The organism is Heliomicrobium gestii, from assembly GCF_009877435.1.
Lineage (GTDB): Bacteria > Bacillota > Desulfitobacteriia > Heliobacteriales > Heliobacteriaceae > Heliomicrobium > Heliomicrobium gestii.
In genome coordinates this window covers 367,683-386,008 of sequence record NZ_WXEX01000002.1, presented here as the reverse complement: position 1 = coordinate 386,008, position 18,326 = coordinate 367,683, and the positions used below count along the sequence as shown (strand labels likewise).

Annotated in this window: 16 protein-coding genes; 10 read left to right on the top strand and 6 right to left on the bottom strand. The window is 60.2% G+C overall.

What is annotated here, in order from left to right; all coding sequences use genetic code 11:
- Positions 1–108 precede the first annotated feature (108 nt).
- From GTO89_RS03840 to GTO89_RS03830, 3 genes are read right to left on the bottom strand one after another with little or no spacing between them, the layout of a single operon-like run.
- Complete coding sequence (locus GTO89_RS03840; RefSeq protein WP_161260732.1) at positions 109–693, bottom strand: GDYXXLXY domain-containing protein; 585 nt, start codon at positions 691–693, stop codon at positions 109–111.
- 3 nt (positions 694–696) lie between these two features.
- Positions 697–2,001 (bottom strand): DUF2157 domain-containing protein, encoded by a 1,305-nt coding sequence (locus GTO89_RS03835; RefSeq protein ID WP_161260731.1) that lies wholly within the window; start codon positions 1,999–2,001, stop codon positions 697–699.
- A complete protein-coding gene (locus GTO89_RS03830) occupies positions 1,973–2,476 on the bottom strand; it encodes a helix-turn-helix transcriptional regulator (RefSeq protein WP_161260730.1) in 504 nt (167 codons plus the stop codon). Before GTO89_RS03830 ends, GTO89_RS03835 begins: the two co-directional genes overlap by 29 nt.
- Positions 2,477–2,830: 354 nt before the next feature.
- Here GTO89_RS03830 and clpB point away from each other — a divergent pair, with 354 nt between their 5' ends.
- The 7 genes from clpB (at position 2,831) to disA (ending at position 12,830) form a co-directional block, all read left to right on the top strand.
- Positions 2,831–5,467, top strand: a complete 2,637-nt coding sequence (gene clpB / locus GTO89_RS03825; RefSeq protein WP_161260729.1) for an ATP-dependent chaperone ClpB — start codon at positions 2,831–2,833, stop codon at positions 5,465–5,467.
- Positions 5,468–5,538: 71 nt separating this feature from the next.
- Positions 5,539–6,030 (top strand): CtsR family transcriptional regulator, encoded by a 492-nt coding sequence (locus GTO89_RS03820; RefSeq protein ID WP_161260728.1) that lies wholly within the window; start codon positions 5,539–5,541, stop codon positions 6,028–6,030.
- 28 nt (positions 6,031–6,058) lie between these two features.
- Positions 6,059–6,583, top strand: coding sequence for a UvrB/UvrC motif-containing protein (locus tag GTO89_RS03815; protein ID WP_161260727.1), 525 nt, complete (start codon positions 6,059–6,061; stop codon positions 6,581–6,583).
- A gap of 12 nt (positions 6,584–6,595) precedes the next feature.
- Positions 6,596–7,660 carry a protein arginine kinase gene (locus GTO89_RS03810; protein ID WP_161260726.1) on the top strand — a complete coding sequence of 355 codons (1,065 nt, stop codon included), beginning with the start codon at positions 6,596–6,598 and terminating at the stop codon, positions 7,658–7,660.
- 24 nt (positions 7,661–7,684) lie between these two features.
- Positions 7,685–10,135: an ATP-dependent Clp protease ATP-binding subunit gene (locus GTO89_RS03805; protein WP_161260725.1), complete on the top strand. Its 2,451-nt coding sequence runs from the start codon at positions 7,685–7,687 to the stop codon at positions 10,133–10,135.
- Positions 10,136–10,387: 252 nt separating this feature from the next.
- Positions 10,388–11,764: a DNA repair protein RadA gene (gene radA / locus GTO89_RS03800; RefSeq protein WP_161260724.1), complete on the top strand. Its 1,377-nt coding sequence runs from the start codon at positions 10,388–10,390 to the stop codon at positions 11,762–11,764.
- A gap of 4 nt (positions 11,765–11,768) precedes the next feature.
- Entirely contained in the window at positions 11,769–12,830 is a 1,062-nt protein-coding gene (gene disA, locus GTO89_RS03795) for a DNA integrity scanning diadenylate cyclase DisA (protein ID WP_170294346.1), read from the top strand.
- A gap of 1 nt (position 12,831) precedes the next feature.
- Here disA and GTO89_RS03790 read toward each other — a convergent pair whose 3' ends face one another.
- From GTO89_RS03790 to GTO89_RS03785, 3 genes are all read right to left on the bottom strand, one after another.
- Positions 12,832–13,401 carry a spore coat protein gene (locus GTO89_RS03790; protein WP_204758163.1) on the bottom strand — a complete coding sequence of 190 codons (570 nt, stop codon included), beginning with the start codon at positions 13,399–13,401 and terminating at the stop codon, positions 12,832–12,834.
- Positions 13,402–13,414: 13 nt separating this feature from the next.
- Entirely contained in the window at positions 13,415–14,206 is a 792-nt protein-coding gene (locus tag GTO89_RS17060; RefSeq protein ID WP_170294336.1) for a hypothetical protein, read from the bottom strand.
- Positions 14,207–14,359: 153 nt separating this feature from the next.
- Positions 14,360–14,755 carry a nucleoside triphosphate pyrophosphohydrolase family protein gene (locus tag GTO89_RS03785; protein ID WP_161260723.1) on the bottom strand — a complete coding sequence of 132 codons (396 nt, stop codon included), beginning with the start codon at positions 14,753–14,755 and terminating at the stop codon, positions 14,360–14,362.
- A gap of 120 nt (positions 14,756–14,875) precedes the next feature.
- Between GTO89_RS03785 and GTO89_RS03780 the strand changes: the two genes are divergently transcribed.
- From GTO89_RS03780 to ispD, 3 genes are all read left to right on the top strand, one after another.
- Positions 14,876–15,352, top strand: coding sequence for a CarD family transcriptional regulator (locus GTO89_RS03780; RefSeq protein WP_161260722.1), 477 nt, complete (start codon positions 14,876–14,878; stop codon positions 15,350–15,352).
- A 139-nt stretch (positions 15,353–15,491) separates the two neighbouring features.
- Positions 15,492–16,640 (top strand): PIN/TRAM domain-containing protein, encoded by a 1,149-nt coding sequence (locus GTO89_RS03775; RefSeq protein WP_161260721.1) that lies wholly within the window; start codon positions 15,492–15,494, stop codon positions 16,638–16,640.
- The gene (gene ispD / locus GTO89_RS17770) at positions 16,633–17,937 is read left to right on the top strand and encodes a 2-C-methyl-D-erythritol 4-phosphate cytidylyltransferase (protein WP_204758162.1); all 1,305 of its coding nucleotides are present in this window, start codon (positions 16,633–16,635) and stop codon (positions 17,935–17,937) included. The genes GTO89_RS03775 and ispD overlap by 8 nt, the downstream gene beginning before the upstream one ends.
- Positions 17,938–18,326: the final 389 nt, after the last annotated feature.

Here is an 18,326-nt window from a genome sequence, read left to right as displayed (position 1 = left end):
ATTGTAAGTAAAGCCTCAGACAATTGCGTCTGAGGCTTTTTTGTCGTCTATCAGTCGACATGAAGGAAGGAAGGCGCCCGGCGACGGCGCCTTCCGGGTATTAACCCTCTACTGATCTTGAAAAAGGTCTGTTAAGACGCTGTCCCCTCGCCATACGCGGATGTGAGCGTAGACGTTCTTTTGCTCCCGAAGGGCTAGCTCGATTGCGGCGCCCTTTCCCTCCGAGAGGTAATACCGCTCTAAGCCATAGTCAACCCGAGCGATGTAGGGTGTTCGCTCCACCCCTCGCTCCACCGCAGTAACTTTACCTGAGCCGTCATCGAGAGGAGAGGGAAACCCAAGGCCCTGAAAACGACCGGTGAGCACGACCTGTCCCGGTTTGGCGACAGGAGTGGTTTGATAGATGCCCGTCGCCTGGTACAGGCCCTGTTGCTCTTCGAGGATGACAAAGACCTTGTTGTGGCGACGAATGTCCTCTTCCGTGATATCGTTGGGGACAACCCGCGTGTCGATTTCCGAAATGTTGTAGCGCAATTGAACATAATCGCCCATGAAGGGATGACGGGGATCGACAGGCGACGCTTTCAAGAGGATCTCTTGACCGGCGGAAACAATGAGCGCCCGGCTGCCCGCCAGGAGAAGCAGGACGAGCACCTGGAGGGCCACAACGGCGATAAAAACCTTGCGACGCATCTCCTATCCCTCCTTGCCTGCGGTATGTAAGAGTTGACGGCGGTTCCGTTCCAACATGTAGCCGAGCGCAAAGAGGATGAGGCCGCCGCCGATAAAAAAGAGCGATTTATCAAGGAGACCCCAGGCGTAGCGACCATAGGCGTAAAGGACGCAGAACAGGAAAAAGAGTGTTCCGCTGTTGATTTGCCATTCTTCTTTCAGTCGACTGCCGCTCTGGATCAGCAGAATGGCGCCGATGAAAAGAATGATCAGGGTCGTTGCCTCCCCGTAGGCGCTCAAGGAAGCGATGGAATGGCCAAAGTAAGTCAACTGGGTCTTGGCTTCGAGAAATCTGGAAGCAAAGGGCAGCGGCGATGACAAAGCGAACAAGGCCAGCCCTTCGACAAGCCGTTTTCCTCGAAATCCGATCCACAGGACGAAACAGGCCAGGATAAGCCAGAGCGTGACCAGCCACAAGCTGTAGGGGGCGATAGGCGGATGATTGGACAACGCGGCCATTTCGGCTAAAAATGCGCCCCAAAGCAGCAGTGGCGTAGACAGCAGCGAGGGGAAGCGGACGTGGCGATGCTCCCTAACCTGCTCGTAGAGCCGGTTGAAGAGTGGAAACAGGGACAACCAAATCAGGCTCTGCTCGGCGGTCAGCAGTTGAACGAGCGTTGAGACAAAGAAGGCGATGGTCGCGCCATAGCGGTGAAGGGGCTGGTTGCGCCGCCAGAGAAAGGGCAAGACGAGAAAGGCAAAGGCGGCGAAAAACCAGGGGCCCGTGACAAGGGATACGGCATAGTCGGTGGCGTCGCTGATATTGGCGGCAGTGAGGAGCGCCAGGGCCGAAAGAAAAAAGAGGGGATGGCCCGTCAGGTAGGCGACGGCGATGGCGCCCAGAAACCACAAGCCCAGACCGGTGGCGTCATAGGAGGGAATATGGTACATCTGTCCCACGAGCCAGATGCCGGCGCCGTAGGAGAGCAACCCGAGCAGGAGCAAGGCGGAACCGATCCGGGGGTAGTTGCCGGCGCGCGATGCAGGGGCGCTGCCGTATGCGAGCAGATAGCCCGCCGAATAGGTTACCGTGATGACGCCGCAGATCAGACCCAACCGGACAAGGCGCGGGATATCGTCCCAGTTGTGAGCCACAAGCAGGATAATCCCCAGACCGACGAGCAAGCCGGCCAACCAGAGGATGATTTGGGATGATCGCCACTCCGAAGGGGTGTAGCGCGCCAGAAGACGCTCTTTTTGCTCTGCCGTGATCAGCCCTTCCACATGCCACTGGGCGATCTCACGGCGCAACCACGGGTACCGAGACATCACAGGGCTCGCCCTCCTTTAGCTCTGTCAGTCGTTTGAAGGTCTCCTCCCGGTTTAGACTGTAATAATGAAGGTAATGGGTATCGTCGATGATCCGGTAATAGGGGGTAAAGAGGTGTTTTTGGACGATAAAACGCCCCAGGCGGCTCTCTTCCGTCCACCAGACACGCCCGCCGAGGGTCTTGTACCAGGCCTGTGACGTCGCGCGCGTCGAAACGAACTCGATCACGTCGATGGTCATGTCCCCAAAGAGGGATTGCACTGTTTCACTCCGGCGGTGCAGCAGCGCCGCCAGTGCCGCCGCCGTAAAACCCAAGGTTTTGCGCCCCTTTTCCACATCGACCAGTGTTTTTTTCGATATGCCGATGCGCTCGGCCATCTTGTCCTGGGTGAGATTTGCCTCGGTGCGGATCTCCCGGAGTTTCTCGGAGACCAATTGGTCAAAGGCGTCCTGTGTGAGAATGCCCGTATCCACAATATTGATGAGAATCGCCTCCTTTCTGCGCGTATGTAAAATTACACTTCTGAGTGTAATTTTACACCGAATCACGGCGCTGTCAATGTGGTGCGGCAGTCGCGCAAAGATCTTAAAATGGGGAGGTTTTCTCAGATAAATGGCGATAATCTTTATTCAAACCGATAATCGCGAGATTTCTTCCTTTGGCGGGCCTTGAATAAATGCCGGTAATCGGCGATAAAATATAGTCAAAAGGTCAAAGTTAGTCAATGACAGAGGAAAATCATAGCGAGTCGTTGTGAGTTGTGTGTTCTGAGTTGTGAGGGAGACCCGGAATCGTTCACCGGTCTCTTCGATCATGGAGGTGGGATTATGGATTTCAACAAACTGACCCAAAAAAGCCAGGAAGCCATTACGGCGGCCCAATCCCTGGCGGTCCAGCAGGGGAATCCGGAGGTGGATCTGGAGCACCTTCTGACGGCGCTGATGGAGCAGGAAGAAGGGTTAACGGGGCGACTCCTGGACAAGATGGGGATAGACAGTGAACGCTTTCGCAGCCAGATCCGGCGCGAGATGGAGCGAAAACCTCGCCTGTCCGGACCGGGTGTCGAACCGGGCCGGGTGTACATTACGCCACGGTTGCAGCGCCTTCTGGTCAAAGCGGAGGAAGAGGCGCGCAGCCTGAAAGACGAATACGTTTCCGTCGAGCACCTGCTGCTGGCCTTTTTGGATCCTGCCGTCGATGGACCGGTGAAGCGTCTTTTCACTGACTGTAACGTCACCCGAGAAGAACTGCTGAAGGCGTTGACGGCGATCCGTGGCCACCAGCGTGTCACCAGCGCCAATCCCGAGGTCACCTATGAGGTGCTGGAAAAGTACGGCCGTGAGTTGGTCCAGGAAGCCCGGCGGGGAAAGATCGACCCGGTCATCGGCCGCGACGCCGAGATCCGGCGGGTGATCCGCATCCTCTCCCGCAAGACGAAGAACAACCCCGTCCTCATCGGCGAACCCGGTGTGGGCAAGACGGCCATCGTCGAGGGATTGGCCTTGCGCATCGTGCGGGGCGATGTGCCCGAGGGGCTGAAGGATAAGGCTATTTTTGCGCTGGATCTGGGCGCTTTGGTGGCCGGCGCCAAATACCGGGGCGAGTTTGAGGAACGGCTGAAGGCGGTGTTGCAGGAGATCAAAAAGAGCGAAGGGCGCATCCTCCTCTTCATCGACGAACTGCACACCATCGTCGGCGCCGGCAAGGCCGAAGGGGCCATGGACGCCGGCAACATGCTGAAGCCCATGCTCGCCCGCGGCGAACTGCACTGCATCGGCGCCACCACACTGGATGAATACCGCAAATACATCGAAAAGGATGCCGCCTTGGAGCGGCGCTTCCAGCCGGTCCTCGTGGACGCCCCTGATGTGGAAGACACCATCTCCATCCTGCGGGGTCTCAAAGAGCGCTTCGAGGTGCACCATGGCGTCAAGATCCATGACAACGCCCTGGTGGCGGCGGCAACCCTTTCCAACCGCTACATCAGCGACCGTTTCCTGCCGGACAAGGCGATCGACCTTGTCGACGAAGCCTGCGCCCTCATCCGCACAGAGATCGATTCCTTGCCGACAGAGCTGGATGAAGTGAGCCGGCGGCGCGTGCAGTTGGAGGTGGAGGAGGCGGCCTTGGCCCGGGAAAAAGACCGGGCCAGCCAGGACCGGTTGGAGACCCTTCGCCGGGAACTGGCCGACCTCAAGGAAAAGGAAGATCAGATGCGGGCGCGCTGGGATTTGGAAAAAGAGGCGATCCGCAAGGTCCAATCCCTGCGTGAAGAGATGGAAAAGATCCGTCGCGAGGTGGATGACGCTGAGCGAGGATACAACTATGATCTCAACCGTTTGGCTGAATTGAAATATGGCCGGTTGCCCCAGTTGGATCAGCAACTCGCCCAGGAAGAGGCCGAACTGGCCCGCAAGTCCGGCGAAAACCGGTTGCTACGCGAAGAGGTGACGGAGGAGGAGATCGCCGATATCGTCTCCCGCTGGACCGGCATCCCGGTGACCCGGTTGGTCGAAGGAGAGCGGGAAAAACTGCTCCGGCTGAGCGAGATCCTCCACGAACGGGTGATCGGCCAGGAGGAGGCCGTCCAGTTGGTGACCGACGCCGTGCTGCGCGCCCGTTCGGGCATCAAGGATCCCCGTCGCCCCATCGGCGCCTTCATCTTCTTGGGGCCGACAGGCGTCGGCAAGACCGAGTTGGCCAAGACCCTGGCCCAATCGCTCTTTGACAGTGAAGAGAACCTGATCCGCATCGATATGTCCGAGTACATGGAAAAACACGCCGTCTCTCGCCTGATCGGCGCGCCTCCCGGCTATGTGGGCTATGAGGAGGGCGGCCAGTTGACCGAGGCGGTGCGGCGCAAGCCCTATTCGGTGATCCTCTTTGACGAGATCGAAAAAGCGCATCCCGACGTCTTCAACGTGTTGCTTCAAATCCTCGATGACGGCCGTGTCACCGACAGCCAGGGGCGCACTGTCGATTTCAAAAACACGGTGATCATCATGACCTCCAACATCGGCTCCCCATTTCTCTTGGAGGGCGCCGCCGAGAACGGCGAGATCCGCCCCCAGGCGCGCGAACAGGTCATGGCCAGCCTGCGGGCTCACTTCCGGCCTGAGTTTCTCAACCGTGTCGATGACATGGTGCTGTTTAAACCGCTCACGCTGCAAGAGATCACGAAAATCATCGATATCTTGACGCGGGACCTGCAAGCGCGGTTGCAGCAGCGCCGGATCAGCCTCACCCTGACCGAAGCGGCCAAATCTCACGTCGCCCGGGAAGGCTTTGACCCCGTCTACGGCGCCCGTCCCTTGAAACGCTACCTCCAACGCCATGTGGAAACACCGGTGGCGCGGGCGCTGATCGCCGGCGCTGTCGGCGACGGAGGGAAGCTGGTCGTCGATGAGCGCCAAGGGCAGCTTTTCGTCGAGAGCGATGGCTTGGCCGACGCGGCGAAGGGATGACCGTCGACAGGGACCAGTGTGGACTGACGACATCGGCGTTCCTTTTCATCAACGAACGGTGGTGATGGGGCATGGCCAATTTGGCCGACCAGATCGAACGCTACATTAAAGAACAGTTGGAAAAAAGCCGGGAACGGATGATCGAGATCCAGCGCCAGCAGTTGGCCGCGCTCTTCGGCTGCGTGCCCTCCCAGATCAACTACGTCCTGACGACGCGCTTTGCCGCTGAACAGGGCTATGTGGTGGAAAGCCGGCGCGGCGGCGGCGGGTTCGTCCGCATCGTCAAGCTGGACATGGAAGAGGACCTGTGGGAGATCCTGGCGACCCAGTTGGGCGATCTGCTGTCAGAAGACCAGGCGCGGCGGATCATCGAACGGCTGATGGAAGAGCAGATCCTGACCATCCGGGAGGGGCTGATCATGCAGGCCGCCGTCCAGCGCGATGTGCTGCAGATCGGCTTTCCCCAGCGGGACCTGTTGCGGGCCCGGTTGCTCAAGGCCATGCTCTCCAATCTCAGCCGGTATCAGGCCCCTGAGGCGGATGAGCGGCAAGGGAAGGAATAGGGTTGAAATGGTAGAGGGGGGTTCGGCAATGTATTGTGATGAATGCAAAAAACGTCCGGCCACGGTCCATGTGACCAAGATCATCAACGGGCAAAAATCGGAGGTCAATCTCTGCGAGGAGTGTGCCCGCGCTCACCACAAAGAATGGAGCATGGCCTACGACGATAATTTTCCCATCAACAAATTCCTGGCCGGTCTGCTCGGCTTTGACGCCGGGAAAGCGACCGGTTCTGTCAGCTTAAACCTGCATGCGCCGGGAAAATGCGAACACTGCGGCGCCAATTACAACCAGATCAGTCAGTCGGGCCGCCTAGGCTGTCACCAGTGTTACGACCGGTTCCAGGACAAGGTGGAGCCGCTCCTGCGCCGGGTGCAAGGGTCGAACCGCCATACAGGCAAAGTGCCCAAGCGCAGCGGCGGCAGCATCCGCTTGCAGCGGGAGATCCAGAGCCTGCGCGCCAAGTTGCAGCAGCATGTGAACAACGAAGAGTTTGAACAGGCGGCCCGGCTCCGCGACCAGATTCGCGAGTTGGAAAAAGGAATGGCAGAGTAGAGGGGGATGACGATGCGCGATCGTTTTGTCAATCAGGCCTTGACCAAGTGGATGGAAGGAACGGGGAAAGAGTCGGAGATCGTCATCAGTTCACGGGTGCGCTTGGCCCGCAACCTTTGCAACATTCCCTTCCCCAACGTCGCTTCGAAGGCCCAGGCCCAGGCCATCGTCGGTCAGGTGGAGGCGGCGATTAAGGACGCCGAAATCGAAGAGACCGCCGGCGATCTGATCTTTGTCAATCTGGAGGCGTTGGAGCCCCTTGATCGGGCGGTGCTCGTCGACAAGCACCTGATCAGCCCCCAGCATGCCGAAGAGGCGTCCGGTAAGGGACTCATCCTGCGCGCCGATGAAGCTGTATCGGTGCTGATCAATGAAGAGGATCACCTGCGGATCCAGTGTCTCTTCCCGGGGTTGCAGCTCGAAGAAGCCTGGGAACTGGCCAGCCGGATCGACGACCTCCTCGAGTCGAAGCTGGATTTTGCCTTTGACGAAAAGCTGGGCTACCTGACCGCCTGCCCCACCAATGTGGGCACCGGCCTGCGCGCCTCGGTGATGATGCACCTGCCGGCGCTCGTGCTCACCAACCAGGCCTCCCGCGTGCTCGCCTCGCTCTCCCAGATTGGGATGACCGTGCGCGGCCTCTATGGTGAGGGCACCGATGCCACGGGCAATCTCTTTCAGATCTCCAACCAGGTCACCCTGGGCCGTTCTGAAGAGGAGATCATCGCCAACCTGGTCGTCGTCGCGACCCAACTCATCGACCATGAGCGGATGGCCCGCCAGGTGCTGCTCAAAGAGACGAACCCCCAACTGGAGGATCGCGTTTGCCGCGCTTACGGCGCCTTGACCAGCGCCCGCATCATCAACTCCCAGGAGGCCATGACGCTCTTGTCCAACGTGCGCCTCGGCATCGACCTGGGGATCATCCAGGGTGTTTCGCCGCGGGTGCTCAACGAGATGCTCGTCCTGACCCGCCCCGCCTTTTTGCAAAAGCTGGCCGGGAGGGAATTGAGCCCCTTTGAGCGGGACGTGCAGCGGGCCTCCCTGATCCGGGAGCGGTTCAGCCTCGACGGGTAGGCAAAGGAAGGAGGAGTGTTCCCCATGATGGGACGATTTACAGAGCGAGCGCAAAAGGTGCTCCTCTTAGCCAAAGAAGAAGCGATGGCACTGAAACACCCGGCTGTCGGATCAGAACACCTGCTGCTCGGCCTGATCCGGGAAGGCGAGGGCATTGGGGCGAAGGCGCTGCTCAGCATGCACCTGGACCTGGACCAGGTTCGCCGCCAGGTGATCCAATTGGTCGGCGAAGGCGCCGGCGAACCGACAGAGATTGGGCTGACGCCGCGGGCGAAGCGGGCCTTGGAACTGGCCAACGAAGAGGGCCGCCGCCAGGGCGTCAACTATGTGGGCACCGAGCATATCCTGCTCGGTCTCATCCGCGAAGGCGAGGGTGTGGCCGCCCGGGTCCTCGCCGAACTGGGGCTCACCCTGGATAAGGTGCGCGCTCAGGTGATCGCCCTGTTGGGCGGACCCCAGGCGACGCCAAACGGGAACGGCGCCGCCGCCGCCACGGAACAGGACCGCAAGACGCCGACCTTGAACGAGTTCGGCCGCGATCTGACCCAGTCGGCCCGGGAGGGTAAACTCGATCCCGTCATCGGCCGGGAGAGCGAGATCGAGCGGGTCGTCCAGATCCTCTCGCGGCGCACGAAGAACAACCCCGTACTCATCGGTGAGCCCGGCGTCGGCAAAACGGCCGTCGCCGAAGGGCTGGCCCAGCGTATCGTTGACGGCAAGGTGCCCGAGACGCTGACGGGCAAACGGGTCGTCACCCTCGACCTCTCTTCTGTCGTCGCCGGCTCCAAATACCGCGGCGAATTCGAGGAACGGCTAAAAAAAGTGATGGATGAGATCCGCCAGGCGGGCAACGTGATCCTCTTCATCGACGAACTGCACACCCTGATCGGCGCCGGCGCCGCCGAAGGCGCCATCGACGCCGCCAACATCCTCAAACCGGCCCTGGCCCGGGGGGAGTTGCAGTGCATCGGCGCCACCACCCTGGACGAGTACCGCAAGCACATCGAGCGCGACCCCGCCCTGGAGCGCCGCTTCCAGCCGATCACCGTTGGCGAGCCGAAGCGGGAAGAGGCGGTCGCCATCCTTAAAGGCTTGCGCGACCGCTATGAAGCCCACCACCGGGTGAAGATCACCGACGAAGCCATCGACGCCGCCGTGCGACTGTCAGACCGCTACATCTCGGATCGCTTCCTCCCTGACAAGGCCATCGACCTGATTGATGAGGCCGCTTCCCGGGTGCGCCTGCAGACCTTTACAGCGCCGCCCGATATGAAAGAACTGGAGGCGCGCCTGGAGGGGCTGCGCAAGGAGAAGGAAGCCGCCGTCCTCGCCCAGGAGTTTGAAAAAGCCGCCCAGTTGCGCGACCAGGAGATGCAGATGCGCGGTGAACTGGAAAAGCAGAAGACCGATTGGGAGCACACCCGGGGCAGCGCCAACACGGTCGTTCGTGAGGAAGACATCGCCCAGATCGTCTCCAGTTGGACCGGCGTTCCTGTCACCCGGTTGGCCGAGACGGAGAGCGCACGCCTCTTGAAGCTGGAAGAGGAGCTCCATCGTCGCGTCATCGGCCAGGATGAAGCGGTGGCCGCCGTCTCCCGGGCCGTGCGCCGCGCCCGGGCGGGCCTGAAAGATCCCAAGCGACCCATCGGTTCCTTTGTCTTCCTCGGCCCCACCGGCGTCGGCAAAACGGAACTGGCCCGCGCGCTGGCCGAAGCCCTTTTCGGGCAGGAAGACGCCATGGTCCGCATCGACATGTCCGAGTACATGGAAAAGCACTCCGTATCGCGGCTCGTCGGCGCGCCGCCCGGCTACATCGGCCATGACGAGGGCGGCCAATTGACCGAGGCGGTTCGCCGCCGCCCCTACAGCGTCATCCTCCTCGACGAGATCGAAAAAGCCAACCCCGAGGTTTTCAACATCCTGCTCCAGGTGCTGGAAGACGGGCGGCTCACGGACAGCAAGGGACGGACCGTCGATTTTCGCAACACAGTCATCATCATGACCTCCAACGTGGGCGCCCAGACGATCAAGCGTTCCGGCGTGATGGGCTTCAAGCCGACGGAACAGGGCGCCAAGGAGCGGGAAGTCCAGTATGAAGGCATGAAAAAACGGGTCATGGAGGAATTGAAGCGCAGCTTCCGGCCCGAGTTCCTCAACCGCATCGATGAGACGATCGTCTTCCATACGCTGGCTGCCGAGGACATCCGCCGGATCGTCAACCTGATGCTCGGCGAGGTCAACCGCCGCTTGGCCGAGACCGGCTTATCGATGGAAGTGACCGAGGCGGCCCAGGATCACCTGGCCAAGGTCGGCTTTGACGAGACCTTCGGCGCCCGTCCCCTGCGCCGGGCCATCCTGCGACTCGTCGAAGACGAGGTATCCGAGGCGCTGCTGAAGGGTGAGTTCCAAGCCGGCGACCGGTTCACCGTCGATGTGGCCGACGGCAAACTCCGGTTTGATAAAAAGAATGCCTGACGGGAACGTCCTTCATTGCGACGACAACGCTGGGGTCGCTTTGAAACGCTTTCACGAGAGATGAGGCGGTACCCCAGAGGTGACGGCCCATATCAGAACCCTCCGTGCTTTTTGGCGCGGAGGGTTCATTTTTTCTCTCGCCCGGCAGGCAGGGGTTTTTCCGCATCTCCCGAAAGAGTAACACAGAGAAAAAAGCCTCGGGCGATGGCCGCAACCGGCGGAGACAGACCCCGATTTTACCAGGAGGCAGGCATGGCAAAGGCAAAGAGCCGCTTTTTCTGTTCAGAGTGCGGCCAGGAATCGCTCAAGTGGTTGGGCCGTTGTCCCGGCTGCGGCGCCTGGAACACCTTTGTCGAGGAACAGGTCGCCAAAGGAGGCGGGGAAAAGTCCCTTGCCAACCGTTTCGGGGCGACCCTGTCAAGCGGCCCTATTCATATCGATCAGGCGGAGGTGCAAGGGAACAGCCGTCTCTCCACCGGCATCGCCGAACTGGATCGCGTGCTGGGCGGCGGGTTGGTCGTCGGTTCGCTCACCCTGCTGGCCGGCGATCCGGGCATCGGCAAATCGACCCTGCTGATCCAGGCGGCCCGGCACATCGCGGCGTCGTCGGGACCGGTCTTATATGTCTCCGGCGAGGAGTCGGTTCAACAGATCAAGATGCGGGCCCACCGGCTCGGTGTCGAGGGGGTCGACCTGTATCTGTTGGCGGAAACGGACATCGCCGCCGTCATCGAGATGATTCGACGGCAAAAACCCGGCTGGGTTGTCATCGATTCCATTCAGACCATGTACTGGGACGAATTGGGCTCGGCGCCGGGCAATGTGGCTCAGGTTCGCGAGTGCGCCGCCCAACTGTTGCGTATCGCCAAGGACCTCTCCGTGGCGGTCACGCTCGTCGGCCATGTGACGAAAGAAGGAGCCATCGCAGGCCCCCGCGTGTTGGAACATATGGTGGATGCGGTCCTCTACCTGGAAGGGGAGCGCCATTACCCCTACCGGGTCTTGCGCGGGGTGAAAAACCGGTTTGGCTCGACCAATGAATTGGGCATTTTTGAGATGATCGGCCAGGGCATGGTGGAAGTCCCCAACCCGTCGGCCTTTTTCCTGGCCGAGCGCACCCAGGGGGTGGCGGGGTCTGTTGTCGTCCCTTGCATGGAGGGCACCCGTCCGGTTCTGGTGGAGGTTCAGGCGCTCGTGGCGCCGACCAGTTTCGGCCAGCCCCGCCGCATGGCCACAGGCCTCGACTATAACCGGACGGTGCTGCTGGCGGCGGTCCTGGACAAGCGCCTCGGGCTGCAGTTGGGACAACAGGACATCTATGTCAATGTGGCGGGGGGGCTGAAGATCGCCGAGCCGGCCGCCGATTTGGCTGTCGTGACGGCCATTGCCTCCAGTTGGCGCAACCAGACGGCTGACCCGGCGGCGGTCGTCATCGGCGAGGTGGGGTTGACGGGCGAGGTGCGCGCTGTGGGGCACCTGGAAAAACGCATGCATGAGGCGCTGAAACTGGGATTCTCCCGTTGTGTTTGCCCAAAACAAAACCGGAAATACTTGAAGGAAGATACCGGGTTGGAACTGATCGCTGTGGAAACGGTGGAAGAAGCGCTCGCTGCACTTTTGGGAGGGTAGCATCATGAGAGAACCCGATGAGAAATTTTTGAGGGCCCTGCGCGTCCTCGCTCCCGGCACCTCATTGCGAGAGGGGTTGGAAAACATCCTGCGGGCGAAGACCGGCGCGCTGATCGTCATTGGCGATAGCCGGCAGGTGCTCGATGCGGTCGAGGGCGGCTTCCTGATCAACTGCCCCTACTCGCCGGCGGCGATGTACGAACTGGGCAAGATGGACGGCGCCATCGTCCTGAACAGCGACGCCAGCCGCATTCTCTATGCCAACACACAGCTCGTGCCCGATCCCGGCATCCCTTCCGGGGAAACGGGCATTCGCCACCGGACGGCCGAGCGGGTGGCCCGCCAGACCGGCGAAATGGTGGTCTCCATCTCCCAGCGCCGCGGGATCATCACCCTCTACCAGGGGACGCTCCGCTATACCCTGCGCGACATTCCGACCATCCTGACGAAGGCCAATCAAGGCTTGCAGACCCTGGAAAAGTATAGGTCTGTGATCACCAAGGCCCTTCACAGCCTGACCATCATGGAGTTTCAAGACCTGGTCACCGTCTTTGATGTGGCCCGTGTCCTCCAGCGCATCGAGATGTTTTCGCGCATGTTTCAAGAGATGCAACAGTATATCTGTGAATTGGGCAACGAAGGACGCCTCGTGCGCATGCAGTTGGCCGAACTGGTAGACAACATCGAGGAGCAGGGCCAGTCGATCATCGAGGACTACCGGACGACGGAGAACCGTTCCGTTACACAGATCCGCGAAGAGATCCGCCATCACTCCAATGACATTCCCGATCTGCTCCCCATCGCCCGCGCGCTCGGCTATGGGTCGGGACTGGGGGTGCTGGATATGTCCGTCTCGCCTCGAGGGTATCGTATCCTGGCCAAAATCCCGCGCCTTCCCTATGCGGTGGTGGAAAACCTGGTCGGCGCCTTTGGCGGGCTCCAGAACATCTGCCGCGCCTCCACAGAGGAACTGGATGAGGTGGAAGGCATCGGCGAGGTCCGGGCGCGAGCGATCAAGGAAGGGGTGCGCCGCCTGCGCGAACAGGTGTTGCTGGGAGAGAACTGATTCAATTCCCGCCGCTTCCCCCGCTGGAAGACCCGCCGGAAGTGTTGCCGGAACCGCCGGAAGCGCTTCCCCCAGAAGCGGCGCCGTTTCCGCCGCTCTGTGTTGACTGGCCCGGTTCGCCTTGATTGCCCTGGTTTTGGTTGTTCAAGGACTGCGCCATCGAGTGAAAATCGTGGAAAACCTGCTGGGTCTGCATCAGATCGGCCGGGTGCAGGTGGTACCATCCGCGCTGCAGCATCACATGAAACAGTTCCCGGTGGCAGGCCTGCGTTTCGTTGAGGATGGCCATCAGATCCTGGTAGAGCCCCGGCTGTCCCGCCTCTAAGGCCGCCCGATTGCACAACTGAGCCAGTTGTTTCTCCGTGCCCAAGACGTCCCAAAACATCTCCTGCGCGGTCAGCTCATCGGAGCCTTGAGGGCCGCCCCCGGTCGCTGTTCCTGTCGCCTGGGCGTAGGACGGATTGCTTCCCAGGCCATGGCTTGGATCGGTTTGTTGCCCATCCCCCTGGCCGTTGCCTTGCCCCTTCGGCGACTGGCGGGACGTTTTTCGCATTTTCAACGCGCCGGCCATCTCCTGTCCTCCCTTACGACCATAAGCTTGCCGGTATGCCGCCGACCTGGCAGTGCTGAATCATCACTTTCAGATGACGCTGGTGCATCTGGCCCGCCCGGTGCAACGCCGCGGCGACGGCCTCGTCGCCGACAGACCGGGCAAAGTGCCGGCATTTGCGCGCCGCGTTCATCTCCTGGGCCATCAAATCCATGAGCAGCAGCAGGTCTTTGTCGGTCAGGGCGTTCATCCCGGCAGACAACATCGGCGCAGCAGGGGCGTACATGGGCTGGGCGGCGGGGAGGGAGTATCCGTACGCCGGCGTCCCGAAAGCATAGCCGGCCGGCGGCTGAGCGCCAAATCCGGCAGGAACGCCGACCATCATGGAGGAGTCGCTGCCCAGCGCGGGGAACCCGCCGGTGAAGGGAGCCGGAAAGCCGGTGTAGGGGGTGTCCTGACCTGGCGGATAGGTGGGGCTTTTCCCTTGGAGCGGCCCTGGGTTGTTTTTTTGCGCCTGCCCCCGACCCTGACTTTGACCGGTGCGTTGTCCTTGTCCTTTACCTTGCCCTTGCCGCTGATTCTGCCCCTGTTCCTGCCCCTGGCTTTGACCTTGACTGGCTCCCTGCTGCTGCTGTGAACCGTCGCCGCCCTGTTGATTGTCGCTCTGATTGGCTGGCTGATGCGGCTCCGGTTGCCCGGTGACGCTGCGGAATCCCGTCGGCGGCGTTGTTTGTCCCGGCCAGTGAACGGGCGGATAAATGACTACCGATGCGGTCGGAACGGGGATGCCGGTTTGTGGATGGCTGTTGTTCTGGTCGGCCTGCACGGTCGCTCCCCTTTCTGATCGGCCTGTATTCAATGAAAAGTTTGCGCCTGTGGGCGCAACTTATGCGATGGGCAAATAAAAAAGCGACCGCATCAGCGGCCGCCCAGAGTCGTGCGCAGCAATCCTTGCACGAAGAACCCTCAGGTCATGGAATCAGGTGAAGTTGAATATTCTTAGCGTGGAGACCTTTTCGTGTTCCCGTTGGAGCACATCGGCCAGATTGAGACCCAGGCTGTGACAAAGCGCCGTCAGGTAAAAGATGGACTTTCCCATCTCACTCTCAATGATTTCGCGGCAGTTGGGGCACAGCTCACCGTCAAGATGACTGTCGAGCAGGTTTTTCAAATCTGCGAGGGTCGCTTCTGGCGGGATGGATGACTTTTCAGCTCTGATTTTGACACAGCCGCAGTTCGTCACAGCCTTCACCACCGCCCGGTTTACCCGGGCATTGGATTCCTGAGACTTGGAGAGAATGTCCAGGATGCTCTGGTGGCGAATTAAAAATTCCGCTACCGTATCCTGAAACTGCTGGCACGCCAAGTCTTTCATGCTCCAATGCTCCCGTCCTTTCCCAACCGGATGTTTGCACTTATTATAGCGGCGACAGTCAAGGATTGTCAATGAAGGGGGCAAGCGGCGGCGAGCAGGAGTGAGGGAAGGAGGGACCCTGTGTTCGCCATTGGAGACAAGGTGGTCTATCCCATGCATGGCGCGGGCGTGATCGAAGCCGTCGAGGAACGGGAGGTCTTGGGGGAAACGCGGCAGTACTACGTGCTCCGCCTGTCCTTGGGCGATATGCGCATCCTCGTTCCCAGCGGACAGATCGCCGGTATCGGCTTGCGACAGGTCATCGACGCCATCGAGGCCGATCAGGTGATGACCCTGTTGCAATCGACGAAATCGACCATGTCGAACAACTGGCACCGCCGCTACCGGGCCAACCTGGACAAGATGAAGAGCGGCGATATTTACGCGGTGGCCGAGGTGGTGCGCAACCTGATTCACCGCAACCAGGAGAAGGGTCTTTCCACAGGGGAACGGCGGATGCTCGATAACGCCAAACAGATCCTGGTCAGCGAACTTGTTCTCGTCTACAACAGCCCGCCCGAGCAGATTGAAGCGATGCTATCCCGGCTACTGGCCTGACGGCTGGCGGGGGCTTTTTGTTTTTTTAGGAAAAATCATCAATAGTATTCAAAAAATGCCCATATCCTTGCCGGAAATGTGTTTTTCCCGTATAATGTTAATGTTACTTTGTTAAAATAATAGTAAAGGAGGTGATTTGGTGATTCGCAATTTCATGCGCGGCGCTATTGCAGCAGCCTTTGCTGCCGTCGGTTTTTCCGTAGGCATGTCGTTGCTGTCTGGATCGAACCCGGTCTTTGATCTTTCTTCCTATCCGGCAAAGCATTCCTTTTTGGCGATTATCACATCGATTCCCGGCGCGTTCGGCTTTCTTATCGCCCCACAGTTGATCCGATGGGTTGTCGTGATGACTGGCTGGCTAGAAAATAAGCTGCAGCGCACACCCATTCAAGATCTTGCGGGCGGGGCGGTCGGTCTTATTGTTGGTTTAATCATTGCCAACTTGTTAGAAGTCTCTGTTTCGGGAATCCCGGGATTGGGACGGTATCTTTCGGTAGGGCTTTCGGCCATCATGGGTTACGTCGGGATGCGTGTCGGCGTCAAAAAGCGGGAAGAGATCCTTGCCTTTATTTATCCCCGCTGGAAGGAAAAACACGCCAAGGACAAGGCGGAGGAAAAAGCCGCCGAGGTGAAAGGCGCCTGCTTGAAGGTGCTCGACACCAGCGTCATCATCGACGGCCGCATCGCCGACATCTGCAAAAGCGGTTTTGTCGACGGCACCCTGATCATTCCCGCCTTTGTGCTGGAGGAATTGCAGCATATCGCCGATTCCTCGGATCTGCTCAAGCGCAACCGCGGACGCCGCGGCCTCGACGTGTTGAACAAGATCCGCAAAGAACTGGACGTGCCTGTCCAGATCGATCAGCGCGACTATGACGACCTGGCCGAGGTGGACTCCAAGCTGGTTCGTCTGTGCCGGGAAATCAGCGGCAGCATCGTCACCAACGACTACAACCTGAACAAGGTGGCTGAGTTGCAAGGCGTGAAGGTCCTCAACATCAATGAACTGGCCAATGCGGTCAAGCCGGTCGTGTTGCCCGGGGAAGAGATGATCGTTCAGGTGATCAAGGACGGCAAAGAACTCGGCCAGGGCGTCGCCTACCTTGACGACGGCACCATGATCGTCGTCGACGGCGGCAAGCGCTTTATCGGTCAGACGCTCACCGTGCTCGTCACATCGGTGTTGCAAACATCGGCCGGGCGAATGATCTTCGCCAAACCGAAGCCCGGCGAAGGAAAAAAAGTATCGCCGGCACCGGCGCTCAATGAGGTGAACGCGATTGTCTAAGGACACCTGCGCTGTCGTGATAGTCGCCGCCGGCCGAGGCAAGCGAATGGGCGCCGGAGGGAACAAGGTGCTCCTTCCCCTGGCAGGCCAGCCGGTTCTGGCGTGGACCCTGCAAGGGCTGTTGGAGCATCCCGACTTCGGACCTTGCGTCCTGGTCATTCACCGCGACGACGCCGGAGAGATGGGAGAACTGCTCGAACGGCGCTGCTGGACGGACCGCGTTCGTCTGGTGGAAGGCGGCGAGGAGCGCATCGATTCCGTATGGAACGGATTGCAGGCGTTGGCCTTGGAAGATTGCCGATGGGTGGCCGTGCACGATGGGGCACGGCCCCTTTTCACGCCCGCCTTGCTTTCCAGATGCATCCAAAAGGCGCGGCAGTATGGCTCTGCCGTCGCTGCCGTGCCGGTGAAGGACACGATCAAACAAGCCGCCGACGACGGCAAAATCGTCGCCACGCCGGAACGATCCGGCTTGTACGCCGTTCAGACCCCGCAAGTCTTCGCCTATGAGGACCTCGTCAAGGCCTATGCCGCCTGCTACGAGTCCGGGGCGCGCCAAGGCGGTCCCTTGCCCACCGACGACGCCATGGTGATGGAACAGGCGGGGCACGCCGTCTATCTCGTCGACGGCGACTATGAGAACCTGAAGTTGACGACACCGGACGATTTGGTGTTGGCTGAGGCAATCCTGATGCGGCGCGAGACGAAAGCGCCCGTCGCTTCGGGTAACAGCAACAGCCTATCCTGCCGGGAAGCGGCGGCAACCGCCGGCGCCCCGACGTCGAGTACATCTGATGCCAGTCCGGCGGCTCCGTGCACTCCGGACATTCGCACCGGCATGGGCTATGACGTGCACCGCCTCGTCGAAGGCCGGGCCTTGATCCTCGGCGGCGTCGACATCCCCTACGAAAAGGGGCTCCTCGGCCATTCTGACGCCGATGTGCTGCTCCATGCCATCAAAGACGCCTTGCTTGGCGCCGCCGGACTGGGCGACATCGGCCGCCATTTTCCCGATACCGACAGCGCCTACAAAGGCATCTCCAGCCTGCTGCTGCTGAAATACGTCGGCGAAAAACTGGCCGCCCAGGACTGGTCGGTGGCCCACATCGACGCCACCGTCGTGGCCCAGCGTCCCAAACTGGCGCCCCACATCGCCAAGATGCAAGAAAACATCGCCCGCACCCTCGGCATCACCGCCGACCGGATCAATGTCAAAGCCACCACCACGGAAGGCCTCGGCTTTGCCGGAACCGGCGAGGGCATCGCCACCTACGCCGTGGCGACGATTCGAAGGTAAGCGCCGGCGATTCGTCAAGGCGCTTGCGAGGTAATTGGCACGGGCATTCTGGGCAGTCATTGAGGGCATAGTCGAGAAGATAGGCTGAGTATCTTTCGAGGGTGGAAACGAGAAGATAGGAGACAAGTATCTATCGATGACGCGACCGAAACGATATAGAACAAATATCGATAAATATGTAAACGATAGATACATAAAATCGTAACAACAAAAAACAAAACCCAAGGTATCCCCCGGCGACAAATCGGGTGCGGCAGCGGCGTGAGCGGTTTGAGCGGAGCGGCGAAAAGCGAGCGAGGAGGCGAAGCGGTCAGGGCGCCATGACATGCAGAAAAGCCCAGCGGTTTGGCGCCCGAGCGTAGCCGACGAGTGAGCCGCCGCGGAACTCT

Bases quoted from the DNA above. Each gene is read 5' to 3' on its own strand.
- GTO89_RS03810 (WP_161260726.1), top strand. From the start codon at position 6,596: ATGCGCGATCGTTTTGTCAATCAGGCCTTGACCAAGTGGATGGAAGGA.
- GTO89_RS03790 (WP_204758163.1), bottom strand. From the start codon at position 13,401: ATGGCCGGCGCGTTGAAAATGCGAAAAACGTCCCGCCAGTCGCCGAAG.
- clpB (WP_161260729.1), top strand. From the start codon at position 2,831: ATGGATTTCAACAAACTGACCCAAAAAAGCCAGGAAGCCATTACGGCG.
- GTO89_RS03785 (WP_161260723.1), bottom strand. From the start codon at position 14,755: ATGAAAGACTTGGCGTGCCAGCAGTTTCAGGATACGGTAGCGGAATTT.
- disA (WP_170294346.1), top strand. From the start codon at position 11,769: ATGAGAGAACCCGATGAGAAATTTTTGAGGGCCCTGCGCGTCCTCGCT.
- GTO89_RS03815 (WP_161260727.1), top strand. From the start codon at position 6,059: ATGTATTGTGATGAATGCAAAAAACGTCCGGCCACGGTCCATGTGACC.
- radA (WP_161260724.1), top strand. From the start codon at position 10,388: ATGGCAAAGGCAAAGAGCCGCTTTTTCTGTTCAGAGTGCGGCCAGGAA.
- GTO89_RS03835 (WP_161260731.1), bottom strand. From the start codon at position 2,001: ATGTCTCGGTACCCGTGGTTGCGCCGTGAGATCGCCCAGTGGCATGTG.
- GTO89_RS03805 (WP_161260725.1), top strand. From the start codon at position 7,685: ATGATGGGACGATTTACAGAGCGAGCGCAAAAGGTGCTCCTCTTAGCC.
- GTO89_RS03840 (WP_161260732.1), bottom strand. From the start codon at position 693: ATGCGTCGCAAGGTTTTTATCGCCGTTGTGGCCCTCCAGGTGCTCGTC.
- GTO89_RS03820 (WP_161260728.1), top strand. From the start codon at position 5,539: ATGGCCAATTTGGCCGACCAGATCGAACGCTACATTAAAGAACAGTTG.